The organism is Glutamicibacter arilaitensis Re117 (assembly GCF_000197735.1).
In the GTDB taxonomy this organism is placed as follows: Bacteria; Actinomycetota; Actinomycetes; order Actinomycetales; family Micrococcaceae; genus Glutamicibacter; species Glutamicibacter arilaitensis.
The window spans coordinates 1296640-1316478 of the sequence record NC_014550.1; the positions used below are offsets into that span (position 1 = coordinate 1296640).

Annotated in this window: 21 protein-coding genes; 9 read left to right on the forward strand and 12 right to left on the reverse strand. The window is 61.3% G+C overall.

Annotated elements, in window-relative coordinates; all coding sequences use genetic code 11:
- Positions 1-78: 78 nt before the first annotated feature.
- The 5 genes from recN to AARI_RS06435 all read left to right on the forward strand — a co-directional run bounded on the left by recN (position 79) and on the right by AARI_RS06435 (position 5802).
- Positions 79-1833 carry a DNA repair protein RecN gene (gene recN / locus AARI_RS06415; protein WP_013348518.1) on the forward strand — a complete coding sequence of 585 codons (1755 nt, stop codon included), beginning with the start codon at positions 79-81 and terminating at the stop codon, positions 1831-1833.
- A gap of 107 nt (positions 1834-1940) precedes the next feature.
- Positions 1941-3620, forward strand: coding sequence for a CTP synthase (locus AARI_RS06420; protein ID WP_013348519.1), 1680 nt, complete (start codon positions 1941-1943; stop codon positions 3618-3620).
- Between the two features lie 114 nt (positions 3621-3734).
- Positions 3735-4379, forward strand: coding sequence for an NUDIX domain-containing protein (locus AARI_RS06425; protein WP_013348520.1), 645 nt, complete (start codon positions 3735-3737; stop codon positions 4377-4379).
- The gene (gene xerD, locus AARI_RS06430) at positions 4376-5299 is read left to right on the forward strand and encodes a site-specific tyrosine recombinase XerD (RefSeq protein ID WP_013348521.1); all 924 of its coding nucleotides are present in this window, start codon (positions 4376-4378) and stop codon (positions 5297-5299) included. The genes AARI_RS06425 and xerD overlap by 4 nt, the downstream gene beginning before the upstream one ends.
- A 2-nt stretch (positions 5300-5301) precedes the next feature.
- Positions 5302-5802: an 8-oxo-dGTP diphosphatase gene (locus AARI_RS06435; protein WP_013348522.1), complete on the forward strand. Its 501-nt coding sequence runs from the start codon at positions 5302-5304 to the stop codon at positions 5800-5802.
- Between the two features lie 14 nt (positions 5803-5816).
- On the opposite strand, the gene AARI_RS06440 is transcribed toward AARI_RS06435, so the two are convergent.
- The 6 genes from AARI_RS06440 to AARI_RS06465 form a co-directional block, all read right to left on the reverse strand.
- Positions 5817-6029 (reverse strand): helix-turn-helix domain-containing protein, encoded by a 213-nt coding sequence (locus AARI_RS06440; RefSeq protein WP_013348523.1) that lies wholly within the window; start codon positions 6027-6029, stop codon positions 5817-5819.
- Positions 6029-6526: a DUF2975 domain-containing protein gene (locus tag AARI_RS06445; protein ID WP_041649518.1), complete on the reverse strand. Its 498-nt coding sequence runs from the start codon at positions 6524-6526 to the stop codon at positions 6029-6031. The genes AARI_RS06440 and AARI_RS06445 overlap by 1 nt, the downstream gene beginning before the upstream one ends.
- Before the next feature lie 134 nt (positions 6527-6660).
- Entirely contained in the window at positions 6661-7800 is a 1140-nt protein-coding gene (locus tag AARI_RS06450; protein ID WP_013348525.1) for a bifunctional 2-methylcitrate synthase/citrate synthase, read from the reverse strand.
- A gap of 94 nt (positions 7801-7894) precedes the next feature.
- A complete protein-coding gene (prpB, locus tag AARI_RS06455) occupies positions 7895-8824 on the reverse strand; it encodes a methylisocitrate lyase (RefSeq protein WP_013348526.1) in 930 nt (309 codons plus the stop codon).
- Between the two features lies 1 nt (position 8825).
- Positions 8826-10343: an MmgE/PrpD family protein gene (locus AARI_RS06460; RefSeq protein WP_013348527.1), complete on the reverse strand. Its 1518-nt coding sequence runs from the start codon at positions 10341-10343 to the stop codon at positions 8826-8828.
- Positions 10340-10993, reverse strand: a complete 654-nt coding sequence (locus tag AARI_RS06465) for a GntR family transcriptional regulator (protein ID WP_013348528.1) — start codon at positions 10991-10993, stop codon at positions 10340-10342. The genes AARI_RS06460 and AARI_RS06465 overlap by 4 nt, the downstream gene beginning before the upstream one ends.
- Before the next feature lie 148 nt (positions 10994-11141).
- On the opposite strand from AARI_RS06465, the gene AARI_RS06470 reads away from it, so the two are divergent.
- Positions 11142-13097 (forward strand): acetate--CoA ligase, encoded by a 1956-nt coding sequence (locus tag AARI_RS06470; protein ID WP_157867107.1) that lies wholly within the window; start codon positions 11142-11144, stop codon positions 13095-13097.
- A gap of 25 nt (positions 13098-13122) precedes the next feature.
- On the opposite strand, the gene AARI_RS06475 is transcribed toward AARI_RS06470, so the two are convergent.
- Positions 13123-13872: a response regulator gene (locus AARI_RS06475; RefSeq protein WP_013348530.1), complete on the reverse strand. Its 750-nt coding sequence runs from the start codon at positions 13870-13872 to the stop codon at positions 13123-13125.
- 15 nt (positions 13873-13887) lie between these two features.
- The gene (locus AARI_RS06480) at positions 13888-15525 is read right to left on the reverse strand and encodes a sensor histidine kinase (RefSeq protein ID WP_013348531.1); all 1638 of its coding nucleotides are present in this window, start codon (positions 15523-15525) and stop codon (positions 13888-13890) included.
- Positions 15526-15700: 175 nt separating this feature from the next.
- On the opposite strand from AARI_RS06480, the gene AARI_RS06485 reads away from it, so the two are divergent.
- The 3 genes from AARI_RS06485 (at position 15701) to AARI_RS19625 (ending at position 18125) form a co-directional block, all read left to right on the forward strand.
- On the forward strand, positions 15701-16999 hold the full coding sequence (locus AARI_RS06485; RefSeq protein ID WP_013348532.1) for a C4-dicarboxylate transporter DctA: 1299 nt from the start codon (positions 15701-15703) through the stop codon (positions 16997-16999).
- A gap of 128 nt (positions 17000-17127) precedes the next feature.
- Complete coding sequence (locus tag AARI_RS06490; RefSeq protein ID WP_013348533.1) at positions 17128-17751, forward strand: DUF459 domain-containing protein; 624 nt, start codon at positions 17128-17130, stop codon at positions 17749-17751.
- Positions 17748-18125 (forward strand): cytidine deaminase family protein, encoded by a 378-nt coding sequence (locus AARI_RS19625; RefSeq protein ID WP_102597979.1) that lies wholly within the window; start codon positions 17748-17750, stop codon positions 18123-18125. The genes AARI_RS06490 and AARI_RS19625 overlap by 4 nt, the downstream gene beginning before the upstream one ends.
- A gap of 82 nt (positions 18126-18207) precedes the next feature.
- Here the strand turns inward: AARI_RS19625 and AARI_RS06500 are convergent, their stop codons facing one another.
- From AARI_RS06500 to AARI_RS06510, 4 genes are all read right to left on the reverse strand, one after another.
- Positions 18208-18558 (reverse strand): VOC family protein, encoded by a 351-nt coding sequence (locus AARI_RS06500; protein WP_013348534.1) that lies wholly within the window; start codon positions 18556-18558, stop codon positions 18208-18210.
- 98 nt (positions 18559-18656) lie between these two features.
- Entirely contained in the window at positions 18657-19097 is a 441-nt protein-coding gene (locus tag AARI_RS06505) for a DinB family protein (protein WP_049862585.1), read from the reverse strand.
- The gene (locus AARI_RS19205; protein WP_081461110.1) at positions 19094-19249 is read right to left on the reverse strand and encodes a maleylpyruvate isomerase N-terminal domain-containing protein; all 156 of its coding nucleotides are present in this window, start codon (positions 19247-19249) and stop codon (positions 19094-19096) included. The genes AARI_RS06505 and AARI_RS19205 overlap by 4 nt, the downstream gene beginning before the upstream one ends.
- A gap of 34 nt (positions 19250-19283) precedes the next feature.
- On the reverse strand, positions 19284-19682 hold the full coding sequence (locus AARI_RS06510) for a hypothetical protein (RefSeq protein ID WP_013348535.1): 399 nt from the start codon (positions 19680-19682) through the stop codon (positions 19284-19286).
- Positions 19683-19839: the final 157 nt, after the last annotated feature.

Genomic DNA, 19839 nt, shown 5'->3' on the forward strand with positions numbered 1-19839 from the left:
TAGTTACGAAAAACAGGGTTAGAACACATATACTAAAACGGCACGGTACGACTTGAACTCGACATTCGGGAGCAGGCAATGATTCAGGAAATCCAGATCTCCAACCTTGGGGTTATCACCGAGGCCACACTTCCCTTGGGCCCGGGGCTTACGGTAGTGACCGGCGAGACCGGTGCTGGTAAGACCATGGTGATCACAGCCCTGTCCCTGCTGCTCGGACGTCGAGCCGACGCTGGCGCGGTGCGCAATGGCGCCAAGCACGCACTGGCCGAGGCTGTGGTTCATCTGCCGCCAGATCACCACGTGCTCGATGCCGCAGGTCAAGCCGGCGCGTTTATCGAACCGGCGGGGGAGAATAGCGAACTACTGCTTTCCCGCTCGCTGTCCGCCCAGGGAAGATCCCGCGCAACCATCGGCGGACGCAGCGCCCCGGTTGGTTTGCTAGCCGAGCTTGGCCACGATCTGGTCGCCGTCCACGGACAATCGGATCAGATCCGCCTAAAGGAACCAGTCGCGCAGCGCGATGCCCTGGACCGCTTTGCTGGAAGCTCTTTGTCTCGCACGTTGAGCAACTACCAGCGCGCCTACCGCCAGTGGCGTTCGGCCGCCAAAGAGCTGGCCAGCCTCAAGACTGAATCGCGCAACAGGGTGCGTGAAGCGGAAAACTTGCGCCTGGCCCTTGATGAGATCGACTCATTGGACCCGCAGCCCGGCGAGGATGAGTCGCTGCGCGAGCAATCCATGAAGCTTGGCAATGTTGAATCCCTGCGCACCGCTAGCCAGCAGGCGCAAGCGGTGATTGACTCCGAAGATTTTGAGAACCCCGGTGTAACCACCTTGGTGGAAACCGCCCGTGGCGTGCTGGCACAAGCTAGCGATGACGACGCCGGGCTCGCCGCCTTCGCGGAACGGGCCGCTGAACTTGGCATTCTCGCCTCAGAACTCTCCAGCGATCTTGCCGCCTACGTAGCCGACCTGGATGAAGAAGGCCCAGAACGCCTGGCGCAGATTGAAGCCCGCCGAGCAGACCTGAGCAAGCTCATGCGCAAATATGCGCCGAGCATTGACGAGGTGCTCGCGTGGGCCTCCGAATCGCGTATCCGGCTTGAACAGCTTGGTGGCGATGACTCCCGCATTGAAGCTCTTGAAGTGGAAGTCGTCGACTTGGAGCACAAGGTCGCCTCGCTGGCCTCGGACCTGTCCGATGCGCGCCGCAAGGCCGCCAAGAAGCTGTCCACGCAGGTCTCTGCCGAGCTCAAGGCCCTGGCAATGCCCGATGCCAAGCTCGTCATCGAGGTCAATGAGCTGGACGAACCGGGTGCCTTTGGACAAGATGCCATTTCGATGCTGCTCGCCCCGCACGCCGGAGCCTCACCTCGGCCGTTGGGCAAGGGAGCCAGTGGCGGCGAGCTTTCCCGCGTCATGCTCGCTATCGAAGTCGTACTCGCAGCAGTCGACCCGGTACCGACCTTCGTCTTTGATGAAGTGGACCAGGGTGTGGGCGGCAAGGCAGCCGTTGCTATTGGCGAGCGCTTGGCAATGTTGGCAAAGCACGTGCAGGTCATTGTCGTGACCCACCTGCCTCAGGTGGCCGCCTATGCGGACCGTCATATTCGGGTGATTAAGAATTCGGATGCCAAGTCGAAGGCGGGAGCTGGCTACACCGCCAGCGACGTCATCAGCTTGGACCAGGAAGCCCGCGTCAAGGAACTTGCACGCATGCTCGCCGGGCAGGAAGAATCCGACACTGCGCAGGCGCACGCAGAAGAGTTGCTTGAAGAAGCGCAAAATCTAGTGTCATCGCTCACCTCCAAAAAACCGGTGAAAGCCTAAAAGCGTTGGTGAGCGCCTGAATTACGGCAATGCTAGGGCATTTGCCGGTGGTGCACTAGAGTCTTATGAGGATGCGAAATATTGGAATGGTGATAGGATGAAATCCCGTGGTGCAGCGTAATTCAACTCGTGATTCTCGGTCGTCTGAAACGACAAAGCATATCTTCGTCACCGGCGGTGTGGCCTCTTCCCTGGGTAAGGGATTGACGGCATCCAGCCTTGGACATCTACTTCGAGCTCGTGGTCTCTCAGTGACCATGCAGAAGCTCGACCCGTACCTGAATGTCGATCCAGGTACTATGAACCCCTTCCAGCACGGTGAAGTCTTCGTTACTGACGATGGCGCAGAAACCGATCTGGATATCGGACACTATGAGCGTTTCCTGGATGAGAACCTCCCAGGTACCGCCAACGTGACCACCGGACAGGTCTACTCGACCGTTCTGGAACGCGAACGTCGTGGGGAATACCTCGGCGATACCGTTCAGGTCATTCCTCACATTACCGATGAGATCAAGCGTCGTATGCGCTTGGCTGCAATCGAACCAGGCGCGGGCAAGTCCGCTCCTGACGTGATCATCACGGAAATCGGTGGCACCGTCGGCGATATCGAATCCCAGCCATTCCTCGAAGCAGCACGCCAGGTCCGCCAGGACATCGGCCGCAAGAACGCTTTCTTCGTGCACGTCTCCTTGGTTCCATTCATCGGCCCAAGCCATGAACTGAAGACCAAGCCTACCCAGCACTCTGTTGCTGCTTTGCGTTCGATCGGTATCCAGCCAGACTCGCTGGTTATCCGCTCAGACCGTCCAATTCCAGCAGAAATGCGCGCCAAGCTCGGCCGCACCTGCGACGTGGACACCGAAGCAGTGATCAACTGTGCCGATGCACCAAGCATTTACGACATCCCGAAGGTCATCCACTCGCAGGGCTTGGACGCATATATCGTCCAGACCCTGGAGATGAAGTTCCGTGATGTTGACTGGACCTCGTGGGATCGACTGCTGGATGTAGTACACAACCCAGCAACCGAACTGACCGTGGCCCTGGTCGGCAAGTACATCGATCTGCCAGATGCGTATCTGTCGGTGACCGAAGCCCTGCGCGCTGGCGGCTTCGCCAACAACGCCAAGGTGAACATCCGCTGGGTGCCAGCCGACGACTGCGCTACCGAAGCAGGAGCCGCCAAGGCACTTGAAGGCGCAGAAGCTATCTGCGTGCCAGGTGGATTCGGCATTCGCGGCCTGGAAGGCAAGCTCGGCGCACTGCGCTTCGCTCGTGAAAACCAGCTGCCAACTCTGGGCCTGTGCCTGGGACTGCAGTCGATGGTCATCGAATACGCCCGCAACATGGCTGGCCTCACCGATGCATCGTCGACCGAATTCGATCCAGAAACCTCGACCCCGGTCATCGCGACCATGGAAGAGCAGCTGGCAATCGTGGACGGCAAGGGCGACCTTGGCGGCACCATGCGTCTGGGGCTGTACGACGCAAAGCTGCTTGAAGGCTCGGTCCTTGCAGAAACCTACGGCAAGACCGATGTCGCAGAGCGCCACCGCCACCGCTACGAGGTCAACAACTCGTACCGTGCACAGCTTGAAGAGGCCGGCCTGGTTTTCTCGGGCACTTCGCCAGATGGCAACCTGGTTGAGTTCGTTGAACTGCCAAAGGACGTACACCCGTACTACGTCTCCACGCAGGCTCACCCAGAGCTCTCCAGCCGCCCAACTCGCCCGCACCCGCTGTTCGCCGGTCTGGTCGAGGCAGCGCTGAAGTTGCGCAAGTAAGAGCTTCTTAGAGGTAAAACTCTGAAGGCAATGCGCGCCGGTCATTACTGACCGGCGCGCAGCTGTTTAAGCTGGAGATTGACGACCAGCATTTTCTACCAAAGGACAATCTTCGTGCCGCTGCATCCAATAGCCGATGAATTCTCACCGCGTGAACTGCTGAACCGCGAAACCGTGTACAAGGGGCGGATCTGGGATGTATTGCATGACAGCGTGAAGCTTTCCGACGACGGCGCGACCATCGACCGCGACTACATCAGCCACCCTGGTGCGGTCAGCGTACTGGTCCTGGACGACCAAGAGCGCGTCTTGATGATCAACCAGTACCGCCATCCGGTAGGCATGCGCCTGTGGGAAATTCCTGCCGGCCTGCTGGACGTGGCAGGCGAACCGCCGCTGGAAGCTGCAAAGCGCGAATTGTGGGAGGAAGCGGATCGAACCGCCGATCACTGGGCGATCCTCACCGATGTCTTCTTGAGCCCGGGGTCCTCGGCCGAGGCCGTGCGCGTGTACCTGGCGCGGGATGCAAAACTGGTTGCCGATGACCAGCGCCATGAACGCACCGATGAAGAAGCCGAAATGATCAGCACCTGGGTGCCATTGGAAGAAGCCGTCGCAGCAGTGCTGGCTGGCAAGATCCATAACCCTACCGCGATGATCGCTATTCTGGCCGCTCAGGCTGCCCGGGCCAATCAACACCTTGGGCTGCGCGATGCAAACGAGCCATTCGACGTGCACCCCTACCTGCGCGAAGGATGAGCGACCAGTTCGAAACCCCGCTCAAACGCTACTTGCAGCACCTGGCCATTGAGCGCGGTCTGGCCGAGAACACCCTCGCCTCCTACCGCAGGGACCTGCTTCGCTATGTTGATACGATGCAGGCTGCCGGTGTTGAACAGCCGCAGAAGATTACCGAGCTGGCGATCAGCGGCTACCTGCAGGATCTTTCGCGCGGGAATGAGAAGCACAAGGCCCTGAGCGCCCGCTCGGTGGCTCGGCATTCGGTGGCGATCCGCCAGCTGCACAAGTACTGGGAGCTGGAAGGAATCTGCGTACCCAATCCCGCCCGCGAGATCCAGCCTCCCGCTATTGGCCAATCGCTGCCCAAAGCGATTTCCATTGACCAAGTCACCTCAATCCTTGAATCGGTGAGCATTGAAACCCCGGCCGGGTTGCGTGATCGGGCGATTCTGGAATTTTTGTACTCCACCGGTGCGCGCATATCCGAAGTAGTGGATCTGGACGTAGATGACCTGCACTTTGCCCAGGACGCTGTGGTGCGGCTCTTCGGCAAGGGATCCAAGGAACGCGTGGTTCCAGTTGGCGGGTATGCCCAACGTGCGGTGAGCGATTACCTGGTGCGTGCGCGCCCCTCACTGGCGGCCAAGGGCAAAGGCACACCCGCCTTGTTCCTCAATCAGCGCGGGGGCAGGCTGTCCCGGCAATCGGTGTGGCTGCTGCTTTCCAAGGCCGCTGAACGGGCAGGGATCACCACCGAAGTTTCCCCACACACGCTTCGCCATTCGTTCGCCACGCATTTGCTTGAAGGCGGTGCCGATGTGCGAGTCGTGCAGGAATTGCTGGGGCACGCTTCGGTCACCACCACGCAGATTTACACCAAGGTCACCGTAGATTCGCTGCGTGAGGCCTACCAATTGGCGCACCCGAGGGTGAATTAGCCATGGCTAGCAACTTACATGGTGCCAAGCAGATCGCCCTGGTGGCGTTGGTGCAGCACCGTGAAGGAGATGTGCAGATCCTGCTGGGACGCAAGCGTCGCGGGTTCGGCCAAGGCAATATCGTGCTGCCCGGAGGCAAGATAGAGCCAGGAGAAACCGCCAAGCAGGCAGCAATTCGGGAGTTCGCCGAAGAAACGGGTTTGCGGGTTGCCGCCGAGGATTTGGAACTAGCCGCGCAGATTAACTTCCGCTTTCCTGCCCAGCCAGCAGCTGATATGCAATGCACTGCCTTTATCGCGCGGAAGGCGACCGGCCAGCTGGAACTTACCGAGGAACTCGAACCGCTATGGGCCGACCCCGCAGCGCTGCCAGTCACGCAAATGTGGCAAGATTCCCCGTTGTGGTTGCCTCAGCTGGCGGCCGGAGAGAATTTCACGGTGGAAATTGTGCTGGCCGATGACAACCAGTCCGTGCAACAGATCAGCTTCGAGTATTGGCAGTAGCCAACGCGGCGAGATCAGTCTTGATCTGGCTCGAAAATCAACAGGTCGCCGGGCTGGCAATCCAGTTCCCGGCACAGCGCTTCAAGGGTGCTGAAGCGTACGGCCTTGGCTCGTCCGTTCTTGAGCACAGCCAGGTTGGCTGGGGTGATGCCGATGCGTTCGGCCAATTCGCCGACGGCCATTTTGCGGCGTGCCAGCATGACATCAATATCCACGCGGATTCCCACTAGATGACCCCGTTGAGCTCGGTGCGCAGGTCAGCTGCTTGAGCTTCGGTATGCGATGCCTGGGCCAACAGCTGGCGAAGCACCCATACGATCAGTGAGATGCCTGCCAGCACGACGCCAAGTCCGCCCGCCAAGAGGACCACGCCGGGGGCTACCTCCGGGCCTGGAGCCATGATGGCGCCGAGGGCGAAAGTCATGATGCTGCCGAAACTGATGGCCGCGATGATGATGTTGACGAATTTATAAGACGCGGGGGAGAAAACTGTTCCGTGCTGGACACGGGCGGCCAATTTCCATACGCAGATACAGCAAACTTGAATGACCAGCAGGGCAAGTACTACGTACAGGACGGTACTGCGGTGCACATAGCTGACATCTGCTGTGTCAGCCGAAGAGGCCAAGTAGAGCCACCAAGCGGCTTGGCCCTGAATAGCAAGGGCGCCGATGAAGACCAGAGCGAGAACAACGCGTAGCAGGATCGTGCTGGATTTTCCCATGACCATGCTTCTTTCTCTCACGATTTTCGATTTGCATCTATCGAAAAACAATAGGTCCTATTGATGCCAAAAGCAAGGCTGGGAAACAACAACGGGGCCAGGCCTGAAGGCCTGGCCCCGTTGTTGTGGCGCGCTTAGAGCGAGCGTTGCTCGACCCCGTTGTATGCCGAGAGCGGGCGGATCAGTGCATTTGCCGCGCGCTGCTCGAAGATGTGGCTGGTCCAACCAGTGATGCGTGCCGCGATGAAGATCGGGGTGAACATCTCGGTGTCGAAGCCCATCAGGTGATAGGTCGGGCCAGCTGGGTAGTCGAGGTTCGGCTTGATGGCCTTGGCCTCGTCCATGGCTGCTTCCAGGCCATCGTAGAGGCCCAGCATTTCATGGCGGCCGTAGTGCTCGATCATGCGGTCTAATGCGGCCTTCATGGTCGGCACGCGGGAATCGCCGTGCTTGTAGACGCGGTGGCCGAAGCCCATGACCTTCTTCTTGGCAGCCAGTGCGTCTTCCATCCACGACTTGGCACGCTTGGCAGCATCCTCGCGGGATTCTTCCTTATCGATGCCGATCTCGTTGAAGGTGTGCATGACCGCTTCGTTGGCGCCGCCGTGCAGTGGGCCCTTCAATGCGCCGATGGCACCGGTGACCGCCGAATGCAGATCCGAGAGGGTCGAGGTGATCACGCGTGCGGTGAAGGTCGAGGCGTTGAAGGAGTGCTCTGCGTACAGGACCATCGAGACGCGGAAGGCATCGACTACTTCTGGGGCTGCTTCTTCGCCAAAGGTCATCCACAGGAAGTTGGCCGAGTAATCCAAGTCCTCGCGCGGGGCAACTGGCTCCTGGCCGCGGCGGCGGCGCTGGTCGTAGGCGACGACGGCTGGGAAGGCTGCGAACAGTTCCTTGGCCTTGAGCAGTTCTGCCTCGGGGGAGGAGTTCTCCGCCTGCGGGTGGTTTGCGCCGATGACCGAGACCGCGGTGCGGCCCACGTCCATTGGGTGGCAATCGGTAGGGAGCAGGTCGATCGCTGCCTTCACGCGTGGATCCAGCGCACGGTTGGCGCGCTCAAACGCGCTGAATTCGGTCAGTTCGCTTGGCGTCGGCAGCTCACCGTTCCAGAGCAGCAGGGCGACCTCTTCGAAAGACTTGTTTGCGGCCAGGTCCTGGACCGGGTAGCCGCGGTAGAGCAGCGAGTTGGTCTCTGGATTGACCTTGGAGACGGCGGTGTAGTCAACGACGACGCCTGCCAGGCCCTTCTTGATTTCCTCGGTGGCAGTCATTCTTGCTCCTCTTCATTGCCGGAGAATAATAATGCTTTGGGTGCGCCGGCCGACGGGTACCGGCCGGCGCAAAGGGTACTAATTGGTTGCGAGCCTAGAGGTTCGCACTGTTGGAATCAATGTCCAGGGTCGGGACCTGGAAGTTGAAGATTCCGGTGTCGAAGCGGTTGTAGGCCTCGTAGTCTACGAGCTCATACAAACGTGACCTAGTCAACATGTTATCCACCTCGCGGGCCTGAGTGCCATCTTCGCTGATGGCATCCAGTACTCGTTCAGCCGCGCCCATGGCGCTGCGCAACAGGGTGACTGGGTAGATGATCAGCGCGACGCCGGCATCAGCCAGTTCCTGGCGGTTGAACAGCTCGGACTTGCCGAACTCGGTCATATTCGCCAGTACCGGCACGTCCACCGCGTTGCATACGGCTTCGAATTCGGCGACGTTCTTCATCGCTTCGGGGAAGATCGCGTCCGCGCCGGCATCGACCATGGCCTTGGCGCGATCGATTGCCGCGTCCAGTCCTTCGACTGCACGGATATCGGTGCGGGCCATGATCAGGAAGTTCTCATCGATGCGGGCATCTGCTGCCGCGGCGATGCGCTTGAGCATGGTCTCGGTATCCACCACGTTCTTGCCGTCCAGGTGGCCGCAGCGCTTCGGGTTGAACTGGTCCTCGATGTGGCAGCCGGCCAAGCCAGCGTATTCCAGTTCCTGGATGGTGCGGGCCACGTTCATTGGCTCGCCGAAACCGGTGTCGGCATCCACGATCGCTGGCAGGTCCGACATGCGGGCGATCTGCCCGGCACGGGTGGCGACCTCGGTCAGCGAGGTCAGGCCGATATCGGGCAGGCCCAGATCGTTGGCCAGCACGGCGCCGGAAATGTAGATGCCGTCGAATTCCTTCTCACCGATCAGCTTCGCCGAGAGCGGGTTGAATGCTCCGGGGAACTGGCGGGCAGCTCCCGGGGTGAGCATTTTGCGCAGCGCCAGGCGCTTGGCGGCGGGGGTTTTGGTTGAGTACAACATGTTAGAACAGGCCCTTCGGTGCGGCCGCTGCGTCGATGACGCCCGCTGCGGCCTGGATGTTCAGCTGATCCAGTTCGCCTGCAGCCAGGTTTTCAAGGTTTTCTGCGGCCGCGATGAAGCGGTCGATTTCCGCGTCGTCCACCAGGCCGGTAGCCAGGGTGCGGAACTTGTTGATGTACTGCTCGCGGGCGAACGGACGGGCACCCAGTGGGTGCGCGTCGGCTACGGCGATCTCATCGGTGATCACGGTGCCGTCGTTCAAGGTGATCTGAACCGAGCCGCCGAAGGCCTTCTCCGCGATATCCAGCGAGTGGTAGCGGCGGGTCCATTGCGCATCTTCTTCGGTGGTGACCTTGTTCCACAGCTCAACGGTGTCGGCACGGCCGGCACGTTCTGGAGCGTAGGAATCCACGTGGTGCCATGCGCCATCCTGCAGGGCCACGGTGAAGATGTACGGGATCGAGTGGTCCAGGGTTTCGCGCGATGCGGTCGGATCGTACTTCTGCGGGTCGTTCGCACCGGAGCCGATGACGTAGTGGGTGTGGTGCGAAGTCTTGATCAGCACCGACTTCACGTTCTTCGGGTCGGCGGCTTCTGGGTGCTCGCCGTGCAGCTTGCGGGCCAGGTCGATCCAGGCCTGTGCCTGGTACTCGGCCGAATGCTCCTTGGTGTAGGTGTCCAAGATGGCGCGCTTGGCTTCGCCGGCCTCTGGCAGCGGCACCTCGTAGGCGGCATCTTTGCCATCGAGCATCCAGGCGATGACACCGTCTTCGCCTTCGTAGATTGGCACTGGGGAAGTCTGGCCTCGCATTGCACGGTCGGCTGCTTCAACGGCCATCTTGCCGGCGAAGGCCGGGGCGTGGGCCTTCCAAGTGGAGATCTCGCCCTTGCGCGACTGGCGGGTAGCGGTGGTGGTGTGCAGGCCCTGGCCAACGGCCTGGAAAATGGTTTCGACATCCAGGCCCAGCAGGGTGCCGATGCCGGCGGCGGCCGAGGGGCCCAGATGCGCTACGTGGTCGATCTTGTGCTTGTGCAGGCAGATGGCCTTGACCAGGTCCACCTGGATTTCGTAGCCGGTGGCGATGCCGCGGATCAGATCCTTGCCCGAAGCACCGGTGTGCTGGGCAACAGCCAGGATGGGTGGGATGTTATCGCCTGGGTGGGAATACTCGGCTGCCAGGAAGGTGTCGTGGTAGTCCAGCTCGCGCACGGCTACGCCGTTGGCCCATGCAGCCCATTCAGGGGAGACCTTCTCGGAGATGCCGAAGACGCTGGCACCCTTGCCGCCGGTGGATGGGGCGTGGGTCAGGGCCTGGGCGCGGGCGGCAACGATCGGGCCGCGGTTCAGCGACGCGATGGCCACCGATGCGTTGTCGATGATGCGGTTGATGATCATGTCGGTCACTTCTGCGGTGATCTCTACCGGATCGGCTGCAACCGTGGCGATCTTGTGCGCCAGCTGGTCTTCGCGAGCCAGGTTTTCCTCGGAGCGGTATACGCGTACTGGGTGGTTGATCATGGTGACTGCCTTTCTGATCCGGCCGCGTGGGCCATGATGTGTGTGAAGGATTGGTGCAGGTGGACTGTGGTGGCCGCGGCTGCGACCTCTGGGTTTCCGCTGGCGATCGCCCGGGCGATCGCCGCGTGCTCGGAAGCCGATGCTTTGAGCCGTTCGGGGTTGTCTTTGGCCATGCGCCGCACTCTTTGCAGGTTGACCCGCAAGGTGCGCAGTGCGTTGGACAGGTACTTGTTGTCAGCTGCCTTGTCGATCGACTCGTCCAGCAGCTGCACCAGCTGGTAGTAGGACTCCTGGGAGCCGGGAATTTCTACCTCCGCGACGGCGGCTTCAAATCGGCTAGCTAGCTGGTTGAAGGCCGATCGCTGTGCGGACTTGGCCGCTTCGCGTGCACTGGCGCATTCCAAAGCACGGCGAAGCACGAACAGGTCCTCCACGTGGTCTTCGCTGACCTCGGAGACGATGGCACCGCGTCCGCGTTGCTGTACCGCCAAGCCGTCGGCGACCAATCTGCCCAAGGCTTCACGCACCGGTGTGCGGGAAACTCCAAGGCGTTCTGACTGTTCCACTTCGGCAAGGACGGTACCCGGAGCCAGGCGCCATTCGACGATGTCGGCGCGGAGGCTCTCATAAACCTTGTCGCTTGCTTTCATGGCTCCAGTGTATACATAAATCGCCAAAAAGTGTGACACAGGCCAATTTTTTCTGGAATTTTTGCGAAATCTGTATACAAATTAGTTGCAGTGTTGTGATCATGCTCATAGAGTTAAGCCCAAGAGGACGACCTCAACCACCACGCAGGTGCCGGGTAATGAAGCTCGGTACCAGGAGGAGAACACCATGGTGCAGGAATACCGTCAGGCTTTTGACCAAGCCACCAATGACCCAGCCGCGTTCTGGCTGCAAGCTGCCCGCGGCATCAGCTGGGATACCGAACCGCAGATTGCGCTCGATGACCAGCGCAAGCCGCTGTATGACTGGTTCCCGGATGGAAAACTAAATCTTTCGGTCAACGCGCTGGACCGGCATGTGGATGCTGGCCGCGGAGGCAACACTGCCCTCATCTACGATTCGGCGATGCTGGGCACCGTCACGAAATACACCTACTCCGAACTGCTGCGTGAAGTAGAAATCTTCGCCGGAGTGCTGGCCGGCCGAGGCGTGAAGACTGGCGACCGCGTTCTGATCTACCTGCCGATGATCCCACAAGCTGCCATCGCGATGCTCGCCTGCGCCCGTCTTGGTGCCATCCACTCGGTGGTCTTCGGCGGTTTTGCCCCTAAGGAACTGGCTGCGCGCATCACCGACTGCGCCCCGGTGGCGATCGTAACTGCCTCTGGCGGCATCGAACCAAGCCGCCACATCGAATACTTGCCGGCTGTAGCCGAAGCGCTGAGTCTGGCCGAACCTGCGGTGAAGGACGTCATCGTGGCCCACCGCGATGGATTCGCCCATTCCCTCCAGGAGTACCAGGACAAGGAAATCAACGGCCAGCAGATTAACTGGCTGGACTGGGAAGAGCAGACCAAGACAGCTACGCCAACCGGACCGGTGCCGGTGGACTCCACCCATCCGCTCTACGTGCTCTACACCTCGGGTACCACTGGTTCGCCTAAGGGCGTAGTGCGCGATACCGGCGGCTATGCCACCGCACTGCAGTACTCGATGAATGCCGTCTACGACGTGCATCCGGGGGACACCATGTTCACCGCATCCGACGTGGGCTGGGTAGTGGGCCACTCCTACATTGTCTACGCGCCGCTGATCGCCGGAGCCACCACGGTGCTCTACGAGGGCAAGCCCATCGGTACCCCGGACGCCGGAGTCTTCGGCCGGATCATCGCGGACCACAAGGTCACCACGATGTTCACCGCGCCAACCGCTCTGCGTGCAGTGCGCAAGGCTGATCCCGAAGGCGCACTGATCGCCAGCCATGACCTGTCTTCGCTGCGCGCGCTGTTCGTCGCCGGCGAGCGCCTGGATCCGGATACCTACCACTTCGCCTCGAAGCTGCTGGGCATCCCGGTAGTTGATAACTGGTGGCAGACCGAGACCGGCTGGCCGATCGCTTCGAACCCGCTGGGACTGGAAGAGCTTCCTGCCAAGGCCGGATCGCCGACCACCCCGGTACCGGGCTTCGATGTGCAGATCCGCGATGCACTGGGCGAGCAGCTGGAGGCGAACCAAGAAGGCAATATCGTGGTGAAGCTGCCGCTGCCGCCGGGAGCACTGACCACCCTGTGGGGCAACGACCAGCGCTTCATCGACACCTACCTGAGCCAGATCGAAGGCTGCTATCTGACGGGGGACTCCGGCTTCCTGGACGATGACGGCTACCTCTTTGTCATGGGACGCACCGATGACGTGATCAACGTGTCCGGACACCGCCTGTCCACCGGCGCGATGGAACAGGTGCTGGCCAGCCACCCGGCTGTGGCCGAATGCGCGGTGATCGGCTTGGCTGATGCGCTCAAGGGACAGCGGGCCAGCGGCTATGTAGTGCTCAAATCCGGAGTCGAAACCGACGAGGCAGAGCTGAAGAAGGAAATCGTTGCCCTGGTACGCCAGCACATCGGTGCGGTGGCCGACTTCCGCGAAGTCACTGTCGTGGCCGCGCTGCCCAAGACCCGCTCGGGCAAGATCCTGCGCAAGACCATGCGGCAGATCGCCGACGGCAAGGACTACACGGTTCCATCGACGATCGAGGACACCGCAGTGCTCGATGAGTTGCTGCCGCTGCTGCGTCCGCAGGCATAGGCTGCGTACGAGCTAGAGCAAGACCCTAGCGGTAAGAGGCTGCCCGGTATTCATATTCCGGGCGGCCTCTTGTGCCGTGGCGGGGCTGCTTGAGCACTGACTTCACATCGGCCAGATGCTCCAGATAGCGCCGGGCGGTGACCCGCGAAATGCCAAGGTCCTCGCCCAGCTCGGTTGCCGACAGGCATAGATCGGGCTTGCTGCGCAGATGAGCAGTGATTTGCGCTAGCGTTTCGGGGATCAGGCCCTTGGGAAGGGGTGCTGAAGCGCTGGTGGTGCGCAAGGCCGAAAACGCATTATCCAAGGCGCGCTGGCTGGTATCCGGACCGGTGGAGCTGATCTCTGAAATGAACCGGCGGTGGTTTTCCAGCTTCTCGGTGAACGCCGCGAAGGCGAAGGGCTTGATCAGGTACTGGGTGATGCCGGTGGCCACGGCTGATCGCACCACAGCCAGATCGCGCACCGCGGTGATGGCGATGATATCGGTGGTCAGTCCGCGCCCGCGCATGCGCTTGGCGACGTCGATCCCGTGCAGGTCGGGCAGGGTCATATCCAGCAGGACAAGATCGAAGGGCTGCTTGGCTTCTCGGGCCGAGGCCAAGAGACCCAGCGCCTGTTGTCCATTGGCGGCAATGGCCCCGGTGGAGAAGCCGGGCACGCGGTTCACGTACTTGGCGTGGGCGGCGGCAGTTTCCGGCTCGTCGTCCACTACCAGGACCTTGAAGACGGGCGAGCCGCTGCCCGGCTGGGGGATGGAAACATGTGATTCGCGCATGGAACCTTCCGGAGGTCAGTTGTTGTTTTTCAAGGGCAGGGTGACGGTGAAGATTGCGCCGGCGTCGTTGTCAACATTCATTGTGCCACCAAGCCGAAGCACCGCTTGCTGCACCAGCGCCAAGCCCAGGCCGCGGTGTCCGCTGCCGTCCTTGGTGCTCACCCCGAAGCGCATCAGCTGGTCGAAGAACTCCGGTTCAATGCCGGGCCCGGAATCGGCGACCGCAATGATCAGCTCGTCATCGGCCGCGGTAACCTCCACCCAGACCGTCGCCTCTTGTGTTCCCACCGAGGCATCCAGTGCGTTATCCAGCAGGTTGCCCACGACCGTGACGATGTCGGTGGCGGCGTAGGCGTTGTTCGGGATGATTCCCTGTGCGTTGATGTCCAGCTTGATGCCGCGTTCGTGGGCCTGGGCTGCCTTGGCCACCAGCAGGCTGGAAAGGTATACGTCATCGATGCTGTGCACGATCGCATCGGTCAGCTTCTGCGAATGCTGGCGGTCATCTACTGCAAAGGCCAGGGCCTTCTCGCTTTGGCCGTTTTCAATCAGGGTGGCGATGGTATGCAGGCGGTTGGCATGCTCGTGGGTTTGCGCTCGCAGGGCGGTGGAGAAGGTCTTCAGCGACTGCACTTCACCGGTAAGTTCCTGCACCTCGGTCAGGTCGCGCAGGGTCATGACCTGGCCGGAGAGCGGTTGGGCGCGGAACCAGCGAATCGGCAGGGAGCCACGGCGGGGCAGCCGCGCATTGGTCAGCCGCGCTGGTCCCTGGGAAATGGACAGCACGGTGTGGGTGCCCAAATGGATTTCGTCCTTGCAGCTGCGGCCGGTAGCCATCAGGGTGCGCAGGGTCTCGGGGATCTGCACCTGATCAAGATCCAGCCCATTGGGCGGCACCTGTTCCGGGAACCCCAGCAATCTGGCGGCTTCCTGGTTATAGAGCACAATGTGGTGCTGCCGGTCCAGAAGCACCAGTCCTTCGCGGACCGAGTGCAGGGCGGAAAAGTAGAAGGCATAGAGCCGGCGCAGCCCGTGCGGGCCGAAGCCCAGGGTCGCTTGGTTGACGTAGCGGGAGAAGGACCAGGAGCTGAAGCCGGCCAGCAGCAAGGCAAGTGCCGAGACGGTCAAGATCTGCGGCAGTTCGCTGCGGTAGATCGATTCCAGGCTCTCCAGGGTAATGCCGGTAGCGACCATGCCCACCAGCGTGCCTTCATGGAAGACCGGGGCAATGGTCCGCACCGAAAGCCCAAGGGTGCCCAGGGCGACTTCGTTGTAGGTTTGGCCGGCCAAGGCCTGCTTGGTGGATCCGGAGTATTTCTTGCCCAGCTGCTGCGGGTTCGGGTGCGTTACGCGCCGCTCATCGGGAGTCATGATGGTGATGAAGTCGATGCCCTGCCCGCGGTCCAAGATCTTGTCCGTGTAGGGCTGCAATTCTTCGGTGGGCTGCGTTCCGGCCAGGGCCTCGGAGACGAAAGGACCATTGGCCAAGGTGATCGAAATTGTCGCCACCGTCGCCTGCTTGTCATCGAGGATGACCTGGGCTTGGTGCTTGTAGGTGGCCACTGCCAGCGACCAGCCGTCGCTATTGAGCGGTGCAAGGGCGGCAGCGCGCGCTGAAGGCGGCCGGGTCTGGTCCGTGAAGTGATCGGTCAACTTGCGGTCCTCCTTGGACAGATTGGTCTTTGAAGTTCAACAGGTGTGACCAATATGAACGCAATAGAGATGCGGATCACTTCGAACCGCACCATGGATACAGAACGATTCTACGTAAGTCCGGATTGGCAAGGATGCCTGCCCGGAAAATACGCTAACAAGGGTAGGACTCTCCATGGCTGTCACCGAAGAACTAACTCCCAGCGGCAATGCGCCGCAGGGTGCATCGAAGAAAAAAGACAAGACCCACTGGCTATACATCATGGTCATCGTCGCCGTCGTGCTGGGCGCAGGCATCGGCCTGGTAGCTCCGGAAGTCGGCAAGTCGCTCAAGCCGCTGGGCGCCGCCTTCGTCGCGTTGATCAAGATGATCATCGCGCCGGTCATCTTCTGCACCATTGTGCTGGGTATCGGCTCGATCGCCAAGGCAGCGACTGTCGGCAAGGTCGGCGGCCTGGCCATGCTGTACTTCCTGGTCATGTCCACCTTGGCCCTGGGCATCGGGCTGCTGGTCGGCAATATCATCCATCCGGGCGAAGGTCTGGAGCTCAAGCCCTACGAAGCAGGCGGCTCGGGCGACTCGAACGCGACCGTCGACTTCCTGATGTCCCTGATCCCGGGCGACATCCCTGTGCTGCCAACCCTGGTGCTGGCGATGTTTGTCGGCTTCGCGCTGCAGGGAATGGGCAAGGCCGGTGAGCCGGTACTGATCGGCATCCAGAACATCCAGAAGGTCGTCTTCCGCATCATGATGATGATCATGTGGGCTGCTCCGATCGGCGCTTTCGGTGCGATCGCCGCGGTGGTCGGTGCAACCGGTTGGGCCGCGATCGGCTCGATGGCTGTGCTGATGGGCGCGTTCTACCTGACCTGCATCCTGTTCATCGTCATCATCCTGGGCAGCATGCTGCGCGTGGTGACCGGGCTGAACATCTTCGCCCTGATGAAGTACTTGGCTCGCGAATACCTGCTGATCTTCTCGACGTCGTCCTCCGAGTCCGCACTGCCACGCCTGATCGCCAAGATGGAACACGCTGGCGTGTCCAAGCCTGTTGTGGGCATCACCGTTCCGACCGGCTACTCCTTCAACCTCGATGGCACCGCGATCTACCTGACCATGTCCGCGCTGTTCGTTTCCACCGCCATGGGCATGCCGATGAACCTGGGCCAGCAGATCGGCCTGCTGGTCTTCATGATCATCGCATCCAAGGGCGCCGCCGGCGTGACTGGTGCCGGCCTTGCAACACTGGCAGCCGGCCTGCAGGCGCACCGTCCGGAGCTGCTGGGCGGCATGGGCGTGATCGTGGGCATCGACAAGTTCATGTCCGAAGCCCGTGCACTGACCAACTTCACCGGCAACGCCGTAGCCACCTTGCTGATCGGCAAATGGACCAAGGAAATCGACATGGACCAGGCCAAGGCCGTGCTGGCCGGCCAGATTCCTTTCGACGAAAACAGCGTCGAAGGCCACTAGCCACTAGCGACTACGGTCTTGCGAAAATCCGTTATCCGAAGCATTCGGGTAACGGATTTTTTGCGTCTTGGCTCCTTTGGGAAGATAGTCCCAGCCGGGAAAAACTGCTGGCAGGTCGAAAGGGCATCATGGGCGTTGCGGTACGAGTATGTTTTGTCGGGGATTCCTTTGTTGCCGGAGTTGGCGATGGCAGCCACCGTGGATGGGCAGGGCGGCTAATCGCCCGGGGAATCGAACGCGGCTATGAGCTCACCGGCTACAACCTCGGGGTCCGCGGCGATACCAGCACCATGATTCGCCAGCGGTTCGAAGCTGAATGCGCCGCACGTTTTCCACCAGGAGAGCATGCGGTGGGGATCGTGTTCTCCTTTGGAGTCAACGACGTGATCCGCTGGTCATCGAAGCCCCGGGTGGCAGTCGGAGAACGGATTGCGAACCTCTCGGCCATCCTGGACCAAGCCAGGGTGCGCCGGTGGCCGGTGCTGATGATCGGTCCGCCACCGATCGCCGATGATGCCCTGAATGAGCAACTGCGCGAGCTGGATGCGCAAATGCAGGATCGATGCGAGTTGGCCGATGTGCCCTATTTGAGCGTCCATGAGCAATTAGCCGGCAACGAGGTGTGGCGCAGCGAGGTGGCCGCAGATGATGGAGCGCATCCGCGCGCGGCCGGATATGACGTGCTGGCCGGACTGGCCGAAGGAGCATGGGATAACTGGTTGCGGGAATTGGCCGCTAGGCTGGAGCGATGAACTCCGCACCGAACCAGCTGCACTATCGCGAACTTGCCGATGCTGAAAAAGAACTCATTGAGCGGGCCCGGCAGACTATCGACGCGTCCACCGATGCGCCCGAAGGCGGCGACGGGATGCACACCACGGGAGCTGCAGTCCTGGATGCCAACGGCACCATGCACGCGGGCGTGAACTTCTACCATTTCACCGGCGGGCCTTGCGCCGAGCTGGTGGCCCTAGGAGCGGCTCGTGCCGACGGGGCTCTGGAACCGCAGGCGGTTGTTGCGGTGGGAAACCAAGGTCGCGGTATCAAAAGCCCGTGCGGGCGCTGCCGGCAAATCATGGCCGATAGCTATCCGCAGCTGAGAGTCATCGTTCAAACCCAGGCCTGACCGCGCAGCGTTGGCGTCCGCCAGTTGTTGCCGTTTTCTTTCGACTGGGCGGCCGAGCAAGCCTGATTTCCCGATGGCAGGCTCAGCTCTCCGGCCCTGCTTTCGCAGAGGCGAGCACGATCCAGTTGCCGTCAGGATCCTGAAGCTGCAGGATATCTCCGTCCCCGCCGGGCTGGATGCCTGGATGCTCGATGCCTGCTTCAGCCAGCCGCGCCGCGTGGGCGTCGAGGTCGGCAACTTCCAAGACCACGGTGCTGTGCCCGGCTCGTTCAGGTTCGCAGTACACCTGCAGGCCAAAGCCCGGGCCCAGCTGCCACTCGAGCAAACCGGGCATGGGCCGACGATCCGGACCCCTGCCAATCAGCTGCGCATACCAGTGCTCGGCGCGGGCCAAATCCGATACCGTGGCATTTCCGAGCATTCCCGTGAACATCTGCCTCGCCTCTCACGCCGCCTGGAATCGGCGTTCATGATCACATTCGACTACCACGGCGCGCGCGAGTCAAGAGCAAATCCGGTGAAGCCGGCGAATTAGCAGTTTGGGGACCAGGGCACTGGCCGGCCTAGGAATGCCGCCAGCTGATCCAGCGCAGCGGCAGTGCCGCTAATTGGCTGCGGGGGAGCGAAGCGTCCTGCTCGATCCACGCCTGCAAGCTGCCCGCCGGCGAATTCCAGAGCCTGCTGCGCCGAAGCTTGAAGCACAGGATCATTCTCCAACTGCTGGCCGGTGGCTTGGGCCAGATCCCACAGGTGGGCGAGCAGGTCATAGTTGCGGATCTGCAACCGCTCCAAGCCGGTGGCTGTGCCTATCGGGCTCTGGAAGCTTTGTTCAAGCACGCCCGGCACGCCAAAGGCCTCGAGCAGCAATTGCGCGGATCGGGCATAGGCGCCGGCAGGGTCCCCGCCCAGTACGTCGGCCGCGCTAGGTGGCGGGTGCTTCCCGGCCAGCATGGCCGCGAACACCAGGTTCATCCCACCACATGTGCGAGCAGGTCGCGCACGGTCCACTCGGAGCAGGGCGTGGGCGCATCCCACTGCCGGCTTGCAATGTTCTCGACGAGCCGGCCGCCGAGCCGCAATGCATGCTCCAGGGAATCAACTGAGCTCTGTGAATCCTTGTTCATGATGGTTCCAGTCTTCAGTCCTGATGCCGGCCGGTCAATGGCCGGGCCCGGTGAGCAGCCTTTGCAGGCGCGGACCGAAACGGACCTCGTGTTCCAGCGCCATCAGTTTTTCGATCGACAGGTGGATTCCTTGGGCAGCGAGGAGCGAGCGGATGCACTTCCAGTAATCGCGAAATGCCTGGGCCCGGCTCGCCCCGGGTGCCGGTTCACCCGGGCCGACCACGGTCAGCGTGGTTTCGCGGATGGCAGCCGGCTCGGCCCGGGACCAGTTTTCGCTGGTGGACCAGCCCCGGTCATCGAGCACGAGGATGCATTGCCCGTTCTCCAGTTGGGCTTTCAGCAGCACGTACACGCTGACCTGCTCGCTGTTCGGCTCGGCCTCGGCCAGGCTGAGGAACTTTTCCAAGGTCCTCATCGGATCCTCCCGGATCATGCCAGTGCGCTTTCAGCTCACATACAACATTAGAGCTAAGGTTCAAGGTAAAGGCTCGCCGTGAAAGTACCCAAAAAACCGGGATCGTTTGCTTCGGCCGATAACCTTGAAAAGAGCTTACAGCTCAAAGAATTAGGTTTATCGAACGGGAAGTGTG

What these genes read in the sequence shown, in the direction of transcription:
- AARI_RS06475 (WP_013348530.1), bottom strand. Translation starts at nt 13,872, where the DNA reads ATGCGCGAATCACATGTTTCCATCCCCCAGCCGGGCAGCGGCTCGCCC.
- AARI_RS19625 (WP_102597979.1), top strand. Translation starts at nt 17,748, where the DNA reads ATGAACTCCGCACCGAACCAGCTGCACTATCGCGAACTTGCCGATGCT.
- xerD (WP_013348521.1), top strand. Translation starts at nt 4,376, where the DNA reads ATGAGCGACCAGTTCGAAACCCCGCTCAAACGCTACTTGCAGCACCTG.
- AARI_RS06460 (WP_013348527.1), bottom strand. Translation starts at nt 10,343, where the DNA reads ATGATCAACCACCCAGTACGCGTATACCGCTCCGAGGAAAACCTGGCT.
- AARI_RS06435 (WP_013348522.1), top strand. Translation starts at nt 5,302, where the DNA reads ATGGCTAGCAACTTACATGGTGCCAAGCAGATCGCCCTGGTGGCGTTG.
- AARI_RS06490 (WP_013348533.1), top strand. Translation starts at nt 17,128, where the DNA reads ATGGGCGTTGCGGTACGAGTATGTTTTGTCGGGGATTCCTTTGTTGCC.
- prpB (WP_013348526.1), bottom strand. Translation starts at nt 8,824, where the DNA reads ATGTTGTACTCAACCAAAACCCCCGCCGCCAAGCGCCTGGCGCTGCGC.
- AARI_RS06505 (WP_049862585.1), bottom strand. Translation starts at nt 19,097, where the DNA reads ATGAACCTGGTGTTCGCGGCCATGCTGGCCGGGAAGCACCCGCCACCT.
- AARI_RS19205 (WP_081461110.1), bottom strand. Translation starts at nt 19,249, where the DNA reads ATGAACAAGGATTCACAGAGCTCAGTTGATTCCCTGGAGCATGCATTG.
- AARI_RS06510 (WP_013348535.1), bottom strand. Translation starts at nt 19,682, where the DNA reads ATGATCCGGGAGGATCCGATGAGGACCTTGGAAAAGTTCCTCAGCCTG.
- AARI_RS06465 (WP_013348528.1), bottom strand. Translation starts at nt 10,993, where the DNA reads ATGAAAGCAAGCGACAAGGTTTATGAGAGCCTCCGCGCCGACATCGTC.
- AARI_RS06485 (WP_013348532.1), top strand. Translation starts at nt 15,701, where the DNA reads ATGGCTGTCACCGAAGAACTAACTCCCAGCGGCAATGCGCCGCAGGGT.
- recN (WP_013348518.1), top strand. Translation starts at nt 79, where the DNA reads ATGATTCAGGAAATCCAGATCTCCAACCTTGGGGTTATCACCGAGGCC.
- AARI_RS06450 (WP_013348525.1), bottom strand. Translation starts at nt 7,800, where the DNA reads ATGACTGCCACCGAGGAAATCAAGAAGGGCCTGGCAGGCGTCGTCGTT.
- AARI_RS06445 (WP_041649518.1), bottom strand. Translation starts at nt 6,526, where the DNA reads ATGGGAAAATCCAGCACGATCCTGCTACGCGTTGTTCTCGCTCTGGTC.
- AARI_RS06500 (WP_013348534.1), bottom strand. Translation starts at nt 18,558, where the DNA reads ATGTTCACGGGAATGCTCGGAAATGCCACGGTATCGGATTTGGCCCGC.